At 65.0% G+C, this 13,928-nt stretch carries 13 protein-coding genes and 1 pseudogene; 12 read left to right on the forward strand and 2 right to left on the reverse strand.

The genetic code is table 11. The annotated features are described in order from the left end of the window. Positions 1 to 42: 42 nt before the first annotated feature. Positions 43 to 243 (reverse strand): hypothetical protein, encoded by a 201-nt coding sequence (locus AB3X95_RS00935; RefSeq protein ID WP_368620449.1) that lies wholly within the window; start codon positions 241 to 243, stop codon positions 43 to 45. A 359-nt stretch (positions 244 to 602) separates the two neighbouring features. Between AB3X95_RS00935 and AB3X95_RS00940 the strand changes: the two genes are divergently transcribed. Then, positions 603 to 1,394, forward strand: a complete 792-nt coding sequence (locus AB3X95_RS00940) for an SDR family NAD(P)-dependent oxidoreductase (protein ID WP_368620450.1) — start codon at positions 603 to 605, stop codon at positions 1,392 to 1,394. A gap of 128 nt (positions 1,395 to 1,522) precedes the next feature. Here AB3X95_RS00940 and AB3X95_RS00945 read toward each other — a convergent pair whose 3' ends face one another. Continuing rightward, on the reverse strand, positions 1,523 to 2,518 hold the full coding sequence (locus tag AB3X95_RS00945) for an LLM class flavin-dependent oxidoreductase (protein ID WP_176108966.1): 996 nt from the start codon (positions 2,516 to 2,518) through the stop codon (positions 1,523 to 1,525). Positions 2,519 to 2,855: 337 nt separating this feature from the next. Between AB3X95_RS00945 and AB3X95_RS00950 the strand changes: the two genes are divergently transcribed. The 11 genes and pseudogenes from AB3X95_RS00950 (at position 2,856) to astA (ending at position 13,926) form a co-directional block, all read left to right on the forward strand. Continuing rightward, the gene (locus AB3X95_RS00950; protein WP_368620451.1) at positions 2,856 to 4,457 is read left to right on the forward strand and encodes a rhodanese-related sulfurtransferase; all 1,602 of its coding nucleotides are present in this window, start codon (positions 2,856 to 2,858) and stop codon (positions 4,455 to 4,457) included. A gap of 10 nt (positions 4,458 to 4,467) precedes the next feature. After that, a pseudogene (locus AB3X95_RS00955) lies at positions 4,468 to 4,548 on the forward strand (hypothetical protein); the annotation flags it as partial. A 457-nt stretch (positions 4,549 to 5,005) separates the two neighbouring features. Next, positions 5,006 to 5,557 carry a hypothetical protein gene (locus AB3X95_RS00960; RefSeq protein ID WP_368620452.1) on the forward strand — a complete coding sequence of 184 codons (552 nt, stop codon included), beginning with the start codon at positions 5,006 to 5,008 and terminating at the stop codon, positions 5,555 to 5,557. A gap of 59 nt (positions 5,558 to 5,616) precedes the next feature. Continuing rightward, on the forward strand, positions 5,617 to 6,570 hold the full coding sequence (locus AB3X95_RS00965) for a patatin-like phospholipase family protein (RefSeq protein WP_176120083.1): 954 nt from the start codon (positions 5,617 to 5,619) through the stop codon (positions 6,568 to 6,570). Positions 6,571 to 6,861: 291 nt separating this feature from the next. Further along, entirely contained in the window at positions 6,862 to 7,551 is a 690-nt protein-coding gene (locus AB3X95_RS00970; RefSeq protein ID WP_368620765.1) for an ABC transporter permease, read from the forward strand. A 5-nt stretch (positions 7,552 to 7,556) separates the two neighbouring features. Then, positions 7,557 to 8,270 (forward strand): ABC transporter permease, encoded by a 714-nt coding sequence (locus AB3X95_RS00975; protein WP_176378038.1) that lies wholly within the window; start codon positions 7,557 to 7,559, stop codon positions 8,268 to 8,270. Between the two features lie 88 nt (positions 8,271 to 8,358). Next, positions 8,359 to 9,150: an ABC transporter ATP-binding protein gene (locus AB3X95_RS00980; RefSeq protein ID WP_176120081.1), complete on the forward strand. Its 792-nt coding sequence runs from the start codon at positions 8,359 to 8,361 to the stop codon at positions 9,148 to 9,150. A 27-nt stretch (positions 9,151 to 9,177) separates the two neighbouring features. After that, a complete protein-coding gene (locus AB3X95_RS00985) occupies positions 9,178 to 10,221 on the forward strand; it encodes a GlxA family transcriptional regulator (RefSeq protein WP_176108960.1) in 1,044 nt (347 codons plus the stop codon). 306 nt (positions 10,222 to 10,527) lie between these two features. Then, positions 10,528 to 11,763 (forward strand): aspartate aminotransferase family protein, encoded by a 1,236-nt coding sequence (locus tag AB3X95_RS00990; RefSeq protein ID WP_184225575.1) that lies wholly within the window; start codon positions 10,528 to 10,530, stop codon positions 11,761 to 11,763. 76 nt (positions 11,764 to 11,839) lie between these two features. Next, positions 11,840 to 12,892: an arginine/ornithine succinyltransferase subunit alpha gene (gene aruF, locus AB3X95_RS00995; protein WP_176365735.1), complete on the forward strand. Its 1,053-nt coding sequence runs from the start codon at positions 11,840 to 11,842 to the stop codon at positions 12,890 to 12,892. Beyond that, on the forward strand, positions 12,889 to 13,926 hold the full coding sequence (gene astA, locus AB3X95_RS01000) for an arginine N-succinyltransferase (protein WP_176365736.1): 1,038 nt from the start codon (positions 12,889 to 12,891) through the stop codon (positions 13,924 to 13,926). Before aruF ends, astA begins: the two co-directional genes overlap by 4 nt. Positions 13,927 to 13,928 lie beyond the last annotated feature (2 nt).

A 13,928-nucleotide genomic window follows, 5' to 3' on the forward strand; every position in this document is an offset into this window, starting at 1 on the left:
CCTGCGGCAACGGGGCGCGCAGGGCTGCGCGCCGCCTTGCTGTCAGCCGTGGTAGAAGCCGTCGGTAACCGAGTTCTGCAGCACGCCGTCTACATAGACGCCGACAGGGTCGCCATCAGCGCTCGTGAGAATCGAGCCGACGTGCTGGCCGGGTAGTTTCATCCGGCCACCTTGAATAGTGGTCATCTCCTGGTGATCCAGTTCCGCACAGTTCGGGATGTCGTCGATGGTCAGTGTGTTCATGGGGTGTCTCCTCGAACAAGAACAAGAGGGTTGTAGAACATTCAAGCGGCCGGCTGCTTGCAGCACGGTACGCACATGTCATGCCATCCGCGCGTAGTCTGTGCAGAGCGCATCCCACGGTGCATCACGATGATGCGAGTTTGGGCGCGACCATCACTTGGCCAAACGAAGTCGGAAAATCGCTGACATGGCCTCGTTTTCCTGCTCGTACACGGTACTTCGGGCCTGCCTGCGTCACTGTCCGCCTGTCACTCATGTGCGTTGCCATTTCCGTCAGATCATCTAGTCTTTTTGCTGTTCGAAAGCGAGGCTGTACCGACGTCGCGATTTTTAATTCATCCATTGAAAGGAAATCACCCATGGACTTGAATCTGACAGGCAAACTCGCACTGGTGAGCGGCAGCACAGCCGGCATCGGTCTCGCTATCGCCAGCACGTTGGCGCAGGAGGGCGCTCGTGTAATCGTAAACGGCCGCTTGCAGTCATCCGTGGATGAGGTAGTCGCGCAGTTGAAAGCGCAGATGGGCGGCAACGTGCAGGGATTTGCCGGCGATCTCAGTACCGCCGCTTCAGCAGAAGAACTCGCGCGACGCTACCCCGGCGTGGAAATTCTGGTCAACAACCTGGGCATCTTCGAGCCCAAGCCGTTTGAAGAGATCCCCGACGCGGACTGGCAGCGGTTCTTCGATGTCAACGTGTTGAGCGGGGTACGCCTCGCTCGCCTGTATCTGCCTGCGATGAGACAGGCCAACTGGGGGCGCATCATTTTCATTTCGAGCGAAAGCGCGGTGCAGATCCCAGCTGAAATGATCCACTACGGGATGACGAAAACCGCGCAGCTGGCGGTCGCGCGCGGACTCGCCGAAGCCGTTGCCGGCACCGGCATTACAGTCAATAGCGTGTTGCCGGGGCCAACGAAATCGCGGGGAGTCGGTGAATTCGTGGAGACCCTTGCCAAGGCCGACGGCAAATCGTTCGAAGCGTTCGAAAAAGAGTTCTTCGAGAAGGTCCGTCCCACCTCGCTGATCAAGCGATTTGGTTCGCCGCAGGAAGTCGCGTCGCTGGTGGCCTATATCGCGAGTCCGCTTTCGTCGGCCACCACGGGAGCTGCGTTGCGGGCCGATGGGGGCGTTGTAAAGAGCGCCTTCTAGAGCCACGCCGGCGCCGGGGCCGGCTTCTCATGCGACTGGTCCAACTCAGTGCAAAAGACAAGGGCGGCTCGCCATGAGCCGCCCTTTTTTCGTGCGTGGCCGTGTCGGCCGATCGGTTCGCGAAGCGTTTATTCGACCGCCATCAATTCATCGCGCACCTCGGCGCCGATCTCGAACGAGCGCAACCGCGCTTCGTGATCGTAAATCTGCGCGGTCAGCATCAACTCGTTCGCGCCGGTCTGCTCGATGATCGATTGCAGACCTTCGCGGATCGCGTCGCGATCGCCGAGCACCGTGCACGCGAGCGCTCGCGCGACATTGTTCAGCTCCATCTCCGATGCGTCGAGCCGCTCGACCGGTGGCTGCAATTGCCCCGGCGTGCCGCGCCGCAGATTGATGAACTGCTGCTGCAGCGACGTAAAGAGGCGCGCGGCTTCGTCGTTCGTGTCGGCGGCGAACAGATTGACGCCGACCATCGCATACGGTTTCGCCAGCGTCGCGGACGGCCGGAACTGCGAGCGATACACCTGTAGCGCGCTCATCATGTAATCGGGCGCGAAGTGCGACGCGAACGCGAACGGCAGCCCGAGCGCCGCGGCCAGTTGCGCGCTGTACAGCGACGAGCCGAGCAGCCACAGCGGCACATTCAGGCCCGCGCCCGGCACCGCGCGAATGCGCTGGCCCGCGACCGGTTCGGCGAAGTAGCGTTGCAACTCGACGACATCGTCGGGGAAGGTTTCGGCGCTCGCCTGCAGGTCGCGGCGCAGCGCGCGGGCGGTGGTCTGATCGGTGCCGGGCGCGCGGCCGAGGCCGAGATCGATCCGGCCCGGATACAGCGACGCGAGCGTGCCGAACTGTTCGGCGATCACGAGCGGCGCATGGTTCGGCAGCATGATGCCGCCGGAGCCGACACGAATCGTCTTCGTGCCGCCGGCCACGTAGCCGATCACGACCGAGGTCGCCGCGCTCGCGATGCCGGTCATGTTGTGATGCTCGGCGAGCCAGTAACGCTTGTAATTCAGTTTTTCCGCGTGCTGCGCGAGTGACAGTGTGTTCCTGAACGCATCAGCGGGCGTGGCACCCGCGGTGACCGGCGAAAGATCGAGAACCGAGAAGGGGATCATTGTCTATTCATAGCGATGGGCGGCGCTTTCGCGCGATGGGGCATTGTGGCAAAGCGGCGGCTTTTCTGCTGGCGGCGCGGCGATGTCCCTGACGGCGGAAGGGTCGCCAGCGCTGGTGAGGCGCGACGAGCCGCGACGAGAGGCGATGCGTGGCGCGGAAATTGCGCTTGCGTAGCGTGTTCGCGCGGCGGTGCTTCGCATTCGCAGTGCGGTCGAATAAGCAATCCAACGAGTGACCGTGCGCCGATCGGAATTCGAGTGTACGGTTTAAGTATTCGGTACGGTGACGCGACGCGTCGCCCGAAATCTGGAATGTAGCGAAGGAGTTCCCGATCCCATGAATGTCGTCAAAGAGTTTCGTACCCGGTCGTTCCAGGACGTGTGCCACGCATTGCTCGATCGCGAGGAGATCGCGCTCGTCGACGTGCGTGAGGAAGATGCGCACGCGCGCAGTCATCCGTTGTTCGCCGCCAATCTGCCACTGTCGCGGCTCGAACTCGATGCGCCGCTGCGGCTGCCGCGCCTCGCCGTGCCGATCGTCGTGTTCGATGCCGGCGAAGGGCTCGCGAGGCGCGCGGCCGAACGCCTCGACGAGCTCGGCTATAGCAACGTCGCATTGCTCGAAGGCGGTCTGCAGGGCTGGCGCGAAGCGGGCGGCGAGTTGTTCAAGGATGTCAACGTGCCGAGCAAGGCGTTCGGCGAACTGGTCGAAAGCGTGCGTCATACGCCGTCGCTGTCCGCGCAGCAGGTGCAGGCGCTGCTCGATCGCGAGGCCGATGTCGTGGTGCTCGACGCGCGTCGCTTCGACGAGTTTCAGACCATGAACATCCCCGGCAGCATCAGCGTGCCGGGCGCGGAGCTGGTGTTGCGCGCGCGGCAGCTCGCGCCGAATCCGGCCACGCGCATCATCGTCAATTGCGCGGGACGCACGCGAAGCATCATCGGCGCGCAGTCGCTGATCAACGCGGGCGTGCCCAATCCGGTGGCCGCGCTGCGCAACGGCACGATGGGCTGGACGCTCGCCGGCCAGCCGCTCGCGCATGGCAGCACGCGGCGCGTCGAAGGCGCGGTCGACGACGTATCCCGTCTCGCGGCGGCCGACGGCGCGCGCGCGCTTGCCGACCGGGCGCGCGTGCGCCGCACCTCGCGCGACGAAGCGCGCCGCTGGGCCGACGAGGCGGTGCGCACCGTGTATCGCTTCGATGTGCGCACGCCCGAGGAATACGAGGCGGGCCACGTGCCCGGCTTTCGCAGCGCGCCTGGCGGCCAGCTCGTGCAGGAAACCGACCTGTTCGTGACGGTGCGCGGCGCGCGTGTGATCCTCGCGGACAGCGACGGCGTGCGCGCGAACATGACCGCATCGTGGCTCGCGCAGATGAACGTCGAGGTGTTCGTGGTCGATGGCCTGACGGCGGGCGATTTCGCCGAGAAGGGCGTGGCGCCGCTCGCGCGCAACGCGGTCACGCCACCCGACGTCGACGACATCGAGCCGGCCGAGCTTGTGGCGCTGCTGCAGTCGCCGGGAACCGTCGTGCTCGACTTCACGAGCAGCACGAATTATCTGAAGCGGCACATTCCGGGCGCATGGTTCGTGATCCGCAGCCAGCTCGCCGACGCGCTGCGCACGCTGCCCGATGCGAAGCGCTATGTGGTGACGTGCGGCAGCGACGTGCTCGCGCGCTTCGTCGCACCGGAACTCGCCGCGGCGACCGAGCGGCCGGTGCAGGTGCTGCGCGGCGGCACGCGCGCGTGGATCGACGCGGGCTTGCCGGTAGAGTCGGGCGGCACGCGGATGGCGTCGCCGCGGATCGATCGTTATCAGCGGCCATATGAGGGCACGGAGAACGCGCGCGAAGCGATGAGCGCGTATCTGGAGTGGGAGCATGGGCTCGTCGCGCAACTGGCGCGCGACGGCACGCACGGCTTCCGGGTGATTTGAAGAGGCCGGCTATCCGGGGGCCGGCCTTCCGGGAGCCGGCCCAGCCTGCGCCGCTTTCGCACCGCGCGAATCTTCTGCCAATTCGGTGTAAACGCGCTCTCGTCGAAAGCCTCCGATGCGATTAGATTATCGGCATCTGGAAGGCTTATCGAGGGACCAGGGCGGCCGTAAAAGGCAGCGGTTTGTCATTCGGCGATGGCGCAAGGTGAGTAGCCAAGGTTGCTCATCGCTTCGTCTGGAGCAGGCCGCTGCGCGTCGTCCGCGGTGCTTCGCGCAAGGCGGCTGATGAGCCGCCGTCACTTCCGGTTGATCGTATCGACCGACATGGCGACGCTGCACACAGCGTCGCCTTTTTGCTTCTGGCTTGCCCATTTCGACCGATCCCAGCCGATCTTTTAGCGCTGCGCGCAACATGTTGCGTGCGTAGCCGCACTCGTCGCGCCTGCGTTGCTCGCGGTTTTCTCCGCGCGCGGTTATCCTTGTAGTACACACTACAGACCGGCCATGCGCAGCAACTTCAGATGCCGCGCATCCGGACAGGAATCGAAGTGAGCCTCAAACCGCTGGGCGTCACGCTGCTAATAGCGTGCGTTGCGCTGACCGGCTGCGACCAACAGCAGAGCGATCAAGCCGTGCAAAAACTCAAGGACTTTTTCAACGCGGTCAAACCGGACGCGTTGTTGCTCAAGAATATGACGCCGGGCGTCACGACCGAAGCGCAAGTCCTCGCGCAGATGGGCAAGCCCGAAACCACCCGCACCTTCACCGACGGCTCGAAGCGCTTCGAGTATCCGCGCGGTCCGCAAGGCCTGAACACCTACATGGTCGACATCGATCGCGACGGCAAGCTGCAGGCGATCACGCAGGTGCTGACGGCGGACAACTTCGCGAAAATCCGCTCCGGCATGACCGAGGACGAGGTGCGTCGATTGCTTGGTAAGCCTGGAGAGGTCGCGGTGTTTCCACTGAAGCCGGAAACCGTGCGGAGCTGGAAATGGCGCGAGCGCGGCGTGACCGAGGAAGGCATCTTCAACGTTCACTTCGACCGGAACCAAAGGGTGTACACCACGTCACGCTCGGACGTGATTCGTGGGCGATAGGTGGGAAGAATGTCGATTAGAAGACGCCCGGATAAGCGGGCCGAAAGAGCGGGGTAGGCATGATACGTCGACGTCGATACAGCCGGATCGGGCTGGTGTTGGGGGGCGGCGCCGCGCGCGGCTGGGCGCATATCGGCGCGATTCGCGCGCTGCAAGACGCGGGCATCAAGCCCGACGTCGTTTGCGGCACGTCGATCGGCGCGCTGGTCGGCGCGGTCTACGCGAACGGCGATCTCGACTGGCTCGAGGAGTGGGTGTCGCGTCTCACGTGGCAGACCGTGGTGCGGCTGCTCGATCTGCGCATCTCGGGCGGCCTGCTCGGCGGGCGCAAGGTGATCCAGCTATTCGCCGACAAATTCGCCGGCCGCTCGATCGCGCAACTGAACATGCCGTTCGCGGCAGTCGCGACCGAGCTCGACACGGGCCGCGAAATCTGGCTGCAGGACGGCAGCACGGTCGACTCGGTGCGCGCGTCGATTGCGATTCCGGGCATCTTCACGCCGGTGTGGCACAACGGCGTGTGGCTCGTCGACGGTGGGCTGTGCAACCCGGTGCCGGTGTCGGTCGCTCGCGGCATGCGCGCGGACTGTGTGATCGCGATCGATCTGAACAACGACATCCTGAACGGCCGCGACTTCGGCGGCCCGGTCATCGAAACCCCCGCGCTCGATCCCACCGCGCCGCCGCCCGTCGCGCTGCGCCGCAACGGCAAGCCGTGGCCGCGCTGGTTGGCGCCAGCCGAAGCGAGCGCCACCGACGACGTGCGCGTGCCGCCGAAGCCGAGCGCGCACGTGCCGTCGATGTTGAGTTCGATCGCGCAAAGCATCGACATCATGCAGGTGCGCATCACGCGCAGTCGGCTCGCGGGCGAACCGGCCGATATCCTGATCCAGCCGCGTCTCGGCGGCATGGGCATCTTCGATTTTCATCGCGCGGCGCCGGCCATCGAGGAGGGGCGCGCGGCGGTCGAGCACATGCTGCCGGCGATTCGCGCTCGGCTCGCGCTCGAATGAGCGCGGCTTGTTCGTCGCCGCGGCCTATCGAAAAAGCGACCCGAACTTTGCGAAATCGCGGCGCGGCGAGGCGCGCGCCGCACACCTGACAAAACGATAACCCTCGTGATACCAAGCGCTACGAGCGTTCCGCGCGCGCCGGTAGCGCCATGCTGCGTTGCAGCAAGCCACCCGCCCGGTATTTGAGAAATTGATTTCCGCTTGCGAGACTCCGCGCCATGCCGGAGCAGCGAGCCGCCCACGAAGCTGTCGCCATCCGCGCCAATTCAACGAACCTGGATGGAGACACGCGTGTTCCTATACGGCTTTGGTCCCCTGCTGCTCGCCGGCACGCTGCAGACGATCGAGCTATCCGTTCTGTCGCTGGCGGCCGCTGTGTTGCTCGGCCTCGCGGGCGCGGCGGCGAAACTCTCGTTCAACCGGCCCCTGCGGGCCATCGCGACCGGCTACACGACGCTGATCCGCTCGGTGCCCGACCTCGTGCTGATGCTGCTGCTGTTCTACAGCATCCAGATGGCGGTCAACGATCTGACCGACGCGCTCAATCTGCCGCAGTTCGACATCGATCCGTTCGTGGCCGGCGTGCTGACGCTCGGCTTCATCTACGGCGCGTACTTCACCGAAACCTTCCGCGGCGCCTTTCTCGCGGTGCCGCGCGGCCAACTCGAAGCGGGCAGCGCGTACGGCATGAGCGGCGTGCGCGTGTTCACTCGCATCCTGTTTCCGCAGATGATGCGCTTCGCGCTGCCCGGCATCGGCAACAACTGGCAGGTGCTCGTGAAGGCCACCGCGCTCGTGTCGATCATCGGTCTCGCCGACGTCGTCAAAGCCGCGCAGGACGCCGGCAAGAGCACCTTCAACATGTTCTTCTTCATCCTCGTCGCCGCGCTGATCTATCTGGCGATCACCACCGTCTCGAACGTCGCGCTGATCTGGCTGAACCGCCGCTATTCGATCGGCGTGCGACACGCGGAGCTCTGAACGTCATGATCGATATCCTCAATCAATTCTGGAAGGCGTATCTGTTCTGGGACGGGCAGCGCCTGTCGGGTCTCGCGGTCACGCTGTGGCTGCTGGTCGCGTCGATCGCGATCGGCTTCGTGTGCGCGGTGCCGCTCGCGGTCGCGCGCGTGTCGAAGAAGCGCTGGCTGTCGACGCCGGTACGTCTGTACACCTACGTATTTCGCGGCACGCCGCTCTACGTGCAGCTGCTGTTGATCTACACCGGCGTGTACAGCCTCGCGTTCGTGCGCTCGCACAGTCTGCTCGACGCGTTCTTTCGCAGCGGCTTTCACTGCGCGATCCTCGCGTTCGCGTTGAACACCTGCGCGTACACGACCGAGATTTTCGCGGGAGCGATCCGCTCGACCTCGCATGGAGAAGTCGAGGCGGCGCGCGCCTATGGCATGAGCTGGTTCACGATGTACCGGCGCATTGTGATACCGTCCGCGCTGCGTCGCGCGCTGCCGTTGTACAGTAACGAAGTGATCCTGATGCTGCACGCGACCACGGTCGCGTTCACGGCCACGGTGCCCGACATCCTGAAGGTCGCCCGCGATGCGAACTCGGCGACCTACCAGTCGTTCAACGCGTTCGGGCTCGCGGCGTTAATTTACCTCGTGGTGTCGTTTGCGCTGGTTGCGTTGTTCCGGCGCGCCGAGCGCCGTTGGCTCGCGCATCTCGCGGTGCGCACGCATTGAGCGCGCGTCGACATTGCAGCGGGCGCCGCGCGCTTGCGCACGGCGGCGTGCGCACCAGACCGATCCGTATCTTCACTGGGAGAGCATCTTGCTCCATACCACTCAAACCGAAGCTTGCAAGCTCGCCGTACAGGACATCCACAAGCGCTATGGCGACAACGAGGTGCTCAAGGGCGTGTCGCTGAATGCGAACAAGGGCGACGTGATCAGCATCATCGGCGCGAGCGGCTCGGGCAAGAGCACCTTTCTGCGTTGCATCAATTTTCTCGAGCGGCCGAACGCCGGGCAGATCATCGTCGATGGCGAGGCGGTGAAGACGAAGACCGATCGCGCCGGCAATCTCGAAGTCGCCGACCACAAACAGTTGCAGCGCATCCGCACGAAGCTCGCGATGGTGTTCCAGCACTTCAATCTGTGGTCGCACATGAACGTGCTCGAGAACATCATCGAAGCACCGATTCATGTGCTCGGTCTGAAGCGCAAGGAAGCGGAAGACCGCGCGCGCGAATATCTGGAGAAGGTCGGTCTCGCGCCGCGTCTCGAGAAGCAGTATCCGTCGCATCTGTCGGGCGGCCAGCAGCAGCGGGTGGCGATTGCGCGGGCGCTCGCGATGCATCCCGACGTGATGCTGTTCGACGAACCGACTTCCGCGCTCGACCCCGAACTCGTCGGCGAAGTGCTGAAGGTGATGCAAAAGCTCGCCGAGGAAGGCCGCACGATGATCGTCGTCACACACGAAATGGGCTTCGCCCGCAATGTGTCGAACCATGTGATGTTCCTGCACCAGGGCCGCACCGAGGAGGAGGGCAATCCGGCCGAGGTGCTGAGCGCGCCGCGCAGCGAGCGCCTGAAGCAGTTCCTGTCCGGCAGCCTGAAGTAACGCGCGGCCCGCTTTCACGGACACCCGATGGCCCGCACGTCCAGCCCGGCTCGCACGACCCAGGTCGCGATCGTCGCCTTGCCGCCCGTGTCGATGTCGGGCGTCGGGCCGATCGTCGACGCGCTCAATCTCGCCAATGAAATCGACGGCCGCGCGCTGTATCGCGTGCAGGTCTGTTCGTGGGACGGCCGCGCGGTGCCGCTGTCGGGCGGCGCGCAATGGCCCGCCGATGCCGCGTTCGGCGACGCGATCGCGTGCGACTGGCTGATCATCGTCAGCGAGCGGTTCCAGCAGTTCGCCGACTACCGTCTGTTTCTCGCGAGCCTCGCGCGCGTCGGCCAGCGCACGCCGCTCGTCACCGGCATTCATCACGGCGTGTGGTGGCTCGCGATGGCGGGGCAGCTGTCCGGCTATCGCGTCAGCGTGAACTGGGAAACCTATCAGCAGTTCTCCGAACAGTTCGAACGCTCGATCGTCACGCAGCAGATCTTCGAAATCGACCGCGATCGCGCGACCTGCGCGGGCGGTCAGGCGACCGTCGACTTCATGCTCGCGATGATCGGCCGCGAGCACGGACCCGAATTGGCGGAGCGGATCGCCGATACGCTCGGCGTCGGGACGTTGCGCGCCGGCGAGGAGCGTCAGCGCATTCCGTTCGTGACCGCGCCGGGCGAGCGTCATCCGCGCCTGAACGACGCGCTGCTGCTGATGGAAGCCAATATCGAGGACCCGCTGACCACCGATGAAATCGCCGGCCTCGTCGGCGTCTCGCGGCGGCAGCTCGAACGCCTGTTTCGCCAGTATCTCGGCTCGATGCCGTCCAAATACTATCTGGGGCTGCGGCTGTCGAAGGCGCGCATGCAATTGCAGCGCACCAGCAAATCGGTCGTGCAGATCAGCCTCGCCTGCGGGTTTTCGTCGGCGGCGCATTTTTCGAATGCTTATCGGGAGCGCTTCGGCGTCACGCCGCGCGAGGATCGCCGCAACTGGATCGAGCGGCAGACCGGTGCGCACGGCGGCGCGAGCGAACCGCGGCCAGCCGCGCTGATCGAGCGGCCCGAACTCGATTGATGCAAAGCGGTGCGAGCAATCAGGCATGGCTCGTGCGTAAGCTGGAAGCCGTCTGAAAGCGAAGCCGGGGCACGTCCGGCGCGGGCTGCGCGGCTGCACCGCCCAAGCCCGACACGAGCGCGACACAAACCCGACACGAACCGCTCACACAGTACGAACGAGACGCCTGCTCGAAAAGTACCCGCAGTACCCGCCGTGGCGCGACGACGCGCGGAACCTCATAGAAAGCGTCGCGTATGCGCAAGACGCGCCGCGCACGGTTTCCTACACTAGCTGTATTACCTGTCACCCGCAAAAGGATTAGCCATGAACGACCTGACTGTGACACGCCAGACCTTCGACGAAGTCATGGTGCCGGTGTTTGCCCCCGCCGCCTTCGTACCGGATCGCGGTCTCGGCTCGCGCGTGTGGGACACGCAAGGCCGCGACTATATCGACTTCGCCGGCGGCATCGCCGTCACCGCGCTCGGTCATGCGCATCCTGAGCTAATGAAGGTACTGCATGAGCAGGGCAGCAAGCTGTGGCACATCGGCAATGGCTACACGAACGAGCCGGTGCTGCGTCTCGCGAAGCGCCTCGAAAGCCTCACCTTCGCCGATCGCGCGTTCTTCGCGAACTCGGGCGCCGAGGCGAACGAGGCCGCGCTGAAGCTTGCGCGCCGCGTCGCGTTCGACCGCTACGGCGCGCAGAAAGACGAAATCATTTCGTTTACGCAGTCGTTCCACGGCCGCACGCTGTTCACCGTCAGCGTCGGCGGCCAGCCGAAGTATTCGGAAGGCTTCGGCCCGGTGCCGGCCGGTATCACGCATCTGCCGTACAACGACATCGCAGCGGCGAAGAAGGCGATCGGCGCGCAGACCTGCGCGGTGATCGTCGAGCCGATCCAGGGCGAGGGCGGCGTGATCCCGGCGGATCCGGCGTTCCTCAAAGCACTGCGCGAAGCGTGCGATCAGCACAACGCGGTGCTGATTTTCGACGAAGTGCAAACCGGCGTGGGCCGCAGCGGCTACTTCTACGCGTACCAGGACACCGGCGTGACGCCCGACATCCTGACCACCGCTAAGGCGCTCGGCAACGGCTTCCCGATCGGCGCGATGCTGACCACCAAAGAGCTCGCCGCTCACTTCAAGGTCGGCGTGCACGGCACGACCTACGGCGGCAATCCGCTCGGCTCGGCGATCGCGGAAAAAGTGGTCGAACTCGTCAGCGACCCGAAGCTGCTAGAAGGCGTGCGCTCGCGCAGCGAAGTGCTGAAAGGCCATCTCGCGAAGTTGAACCAGCGGTTAGGGCTTTTCAGCGAAGTGCGCGGCAAGGGTTTGCTGATCGGCGCCGAACTGAACGACGCGTATCGGGGCCGCGCGAAGGACTTCGTCACCGCAGCCGGCCAGCACGGCGTGATCATGCTGATGGCAGGCCCGGACGTGCTGCGCTTCGTGCCGTCGCTGATCATGCCGCTCGACGATATGGCCGAAGGCTTCGCGCGTCTCGAGAAGGCGTTCGGCGAACTCGTCGGCGCGAATGCGCAGGCGGCGTCGCACTGATGTTCAGGCAGTCCAGTCCTGCTCGGCTGCCCACGCCGATGCGGCGATTCACGCGTCACATTCAACAGGAACGATGATGTACTTCGTACGTCCCGCCCGCCTTGCCGATCTCGATGCGCTCGAGCATATGGCGCGCACCGCGCAACCGGTGCTGCATTCCCTGCCGCACGACCGGCGCGCGCTCGAAGCGCGCGTCGCGTTGTCGGAAGACTCGTTTCGCGCGGAAGTCGACTTTCCGGGCGAGGAGTTCTATCTGTTCGTGCTCGAAGATTCGGACACCGGCAAGCTGATGGGCACCGCGAGCATCGTCGCGGCGGCCGGTTACGCGGACCCGTTCTACGTGTTTCGCAATGACGCGCTGATTCATGCGTCGCGCGAGCTGCATGTGAATCGCAAGATTCACGCGCTGACGATGTCGCACGAGCTGACCGGCAAGAGCCGGCTCGCGGGCTACTACATCGACCCGTCGCTGCGCGGCGACGCGGCCGCGCAGCTGATGTCGCGCGCGCGGATGATGTACATCGCCGCGAATCGCAAGCGCTTCACGCCCGAGGTGTTCTCGCTGCTGCTCGGCGTCACCGACGAAAACGGCATGTCGCCGTTCTGGGAAGCGGTGGGACGCAAGTTCTTCGGCCGCAATTTCGCCGACATCGAAGTCGAATCGGGCGGCCGCAGCCGCACGTTCATCGCCGAAGTGATGCCGACCTATCCCGTGTATGTGCCGCTGTTGCCCGAAGCGGCGCAGCGCGTGCTGGGCGAGCCGGATGCGAACGCGCTGCTCGCGTACGAGATTCATCTCGAGGAAGGCTTCGAGACCGATCGCTACGTCGACATCTTCGACGCGGGTCCTGTGCTGACCGCGCAGATGGATCGCAGCGTCAGCGTGAAGCACAACGAGACGCGCGTCGTGCGCGAGGCACCGGCGCCGCACGGTGCAACGTACCTGATCGCGCACAACGGCGCCGCCGGCGAGTTCCGTTGCGTGCTCGGCGAGCTCGCGCCGGGCAAGGAGTCGGGCGCCGCGTTGTCGCAGGCGACGCTCGCCGCGCTCGGGGTACGGGAAGGCGATACGGTGCGCTGCGTGCCGCTGCATCAGCCGCAGGACGAACAATCGGGAGACGCGCAATGATCGTCGTTCGCGTAGTGCAACGAGGCGATGTGGATGCGCTGATGCGGCTCGCGCAGGAAACCGGGCCGGGCCTGACCACGTTCAAGCCGGATCGCGATGCGCTTGCGGCGCGGGTGGAACGCGCGCGCCGCACGATGGAAGATCGGGCCGAACCGCACGAGGCCGGCTATTTCTTCGTGATGGAAGACACGGCCACCGGCGACGTGGCGGGTGTCTGCGGGATCGAAGCGGAGGTGGGGCTGCAGCAGCCGTTCTACAACTATCGCGTGAGCACGGTCGTGCACGCGAGCCAGGATCTCGGCATCTGGACCCGCATGCACGCGCTGAATATCTCGCACGACCTCACCGGTTATGCGGAAGTGTGCTCGCTGTTCCTGAGCCCGCGTTATCGCACGAGCGGCGTCGGCGGCTTGCTGTCGCGCTCGCGCTTCATGTTTCTCGCGCAGTTTCGCGAGCGCTTTCCGCAGCGTCTGTGCGCGGAGCTGCGCGGCCATTTTGACGAGCAGGGCTCGTCGCCGTTCTGGCGCGCGGTCGGCTCGCACTTTTACCAGATCGATTTCAACGCTGCCGACTATCTGAGCTCGCACGGCCGCAAGGCGTTTCTCGCCGAGCTGATGCCGCGCTATCCGGTGTACGTCGAGCTGTTGCCGGAAGAGGCGCAGCGCTGCGTCGGCCTCACGCATAGCGACACGATCCCCGCGCGCCGGATGCTCGAAGCCGAAGGGCTGCGCTACGAGAACCACGTCGATATTTTCGATGCGGGTCCGGTGCTCGAATGCCATATCGCCGACTTGCGCACCGTGCGCGAGAGCGTGCTGGTAGCGGCTGAGATCGGCGACGCGGCAGAGCCGGCCGCGCAGGACGGACTGAAGTCGATGGTATCGAATACGTCGCTCGGGGATTTTCGTGTCGGCGTCGTGGCGGGCGTGGCGCGCAACGGTGTGTTCCGCCTCAGCGCGGCCGAAGCCGACGCGCTTCGAGTAAAGGCAGGCGATCCGCTGCGGGTGCTGCCGGTGAAACACAAACAAGGATGATC

It is taken from the genome of Paraburkholderia sp. BR13444, assembly GCF_040948755.1.
Lineage (GTDB): Bacteria > Pseudomonadota > Gammaproteobacteria > Burkholderiales > Burkholderiaceae > Paraburkholderia > Paraburkholderia youngii.

Excerpts from the sequence above, each read along its gene's own strand:
- AB3X95_RS00935 (WP_368620449.1), bottom strand. The coding sequence starts at position 243 with ATGAACACACTGACCATCGACGACATCCCGAACTGTGCGGAACTGGAT.
- AB3X95_RS00940 (WP_368620450.1), top strand. The coding sequence starts at position 603 with ATGGACTTGAATCTGACAGGCAAACTCGCACTGGTGAGCGGCAGCACA.
- AB3X95_RS00945 (WP_176108966.1), bottom strand. The coding sequence starts at position 2,518 with ATGATCCCCTTCTCGGTTCTCGATCTTTCGCCGGTCACCGCGGGTGCC.
- AB3X95_RS00950 (WP_368620451.1), top strand. The coding sequence starts at position 2,856 with ATGAATGTCGTCAAAGAGTTTCGTACCCGGTCGTTCCAGGACGTGTGC.
- AB3X95_RS00965 (WP_176120083.1), top strand. The coding sequence starts at position 5,617 with ATGATACGTCGACGTCGATACAGCCGGATCGGGCTGGTGTTGGGGGGC.
- AB3X95_RS00975 (WP_176378038.1), top strand. The coding sequence starts at position 7,557 with ATGATCGATATCCTCAATCAATTCTGGAAGGCGTATCTGTTCTGGGAC.
- AB3X95_RS00985 (WP_176108960.1), top strand. The coding sequence starts at position 9,178 with ATGGCCCGCACGTCCAGCCCGGCTCGCACGACCCAGGTCGCGATCGTC.
- AB3X95_RS00990 (WP_184225575.1), top strand. The coding sequence starts at position 10,528 with ATGAACGACCTGACTGTGACACGCCAGACCTTCGACGAAGTCATGGTG.
- aruF (WP_176365735.1), top strand. The coding sequence starts at position 11,840 with ATGTACTTCGTACGTCCCGCCCGCCTTGCCGATCTCGATGCGCTCGAG.
- astA (WP_176365736.1), top strand. The coding sequence starts at position 12,889 with ATGATCGTCGTTCGCGTAGTGCAACGAGGCGATGTGGATGCGCTGATG.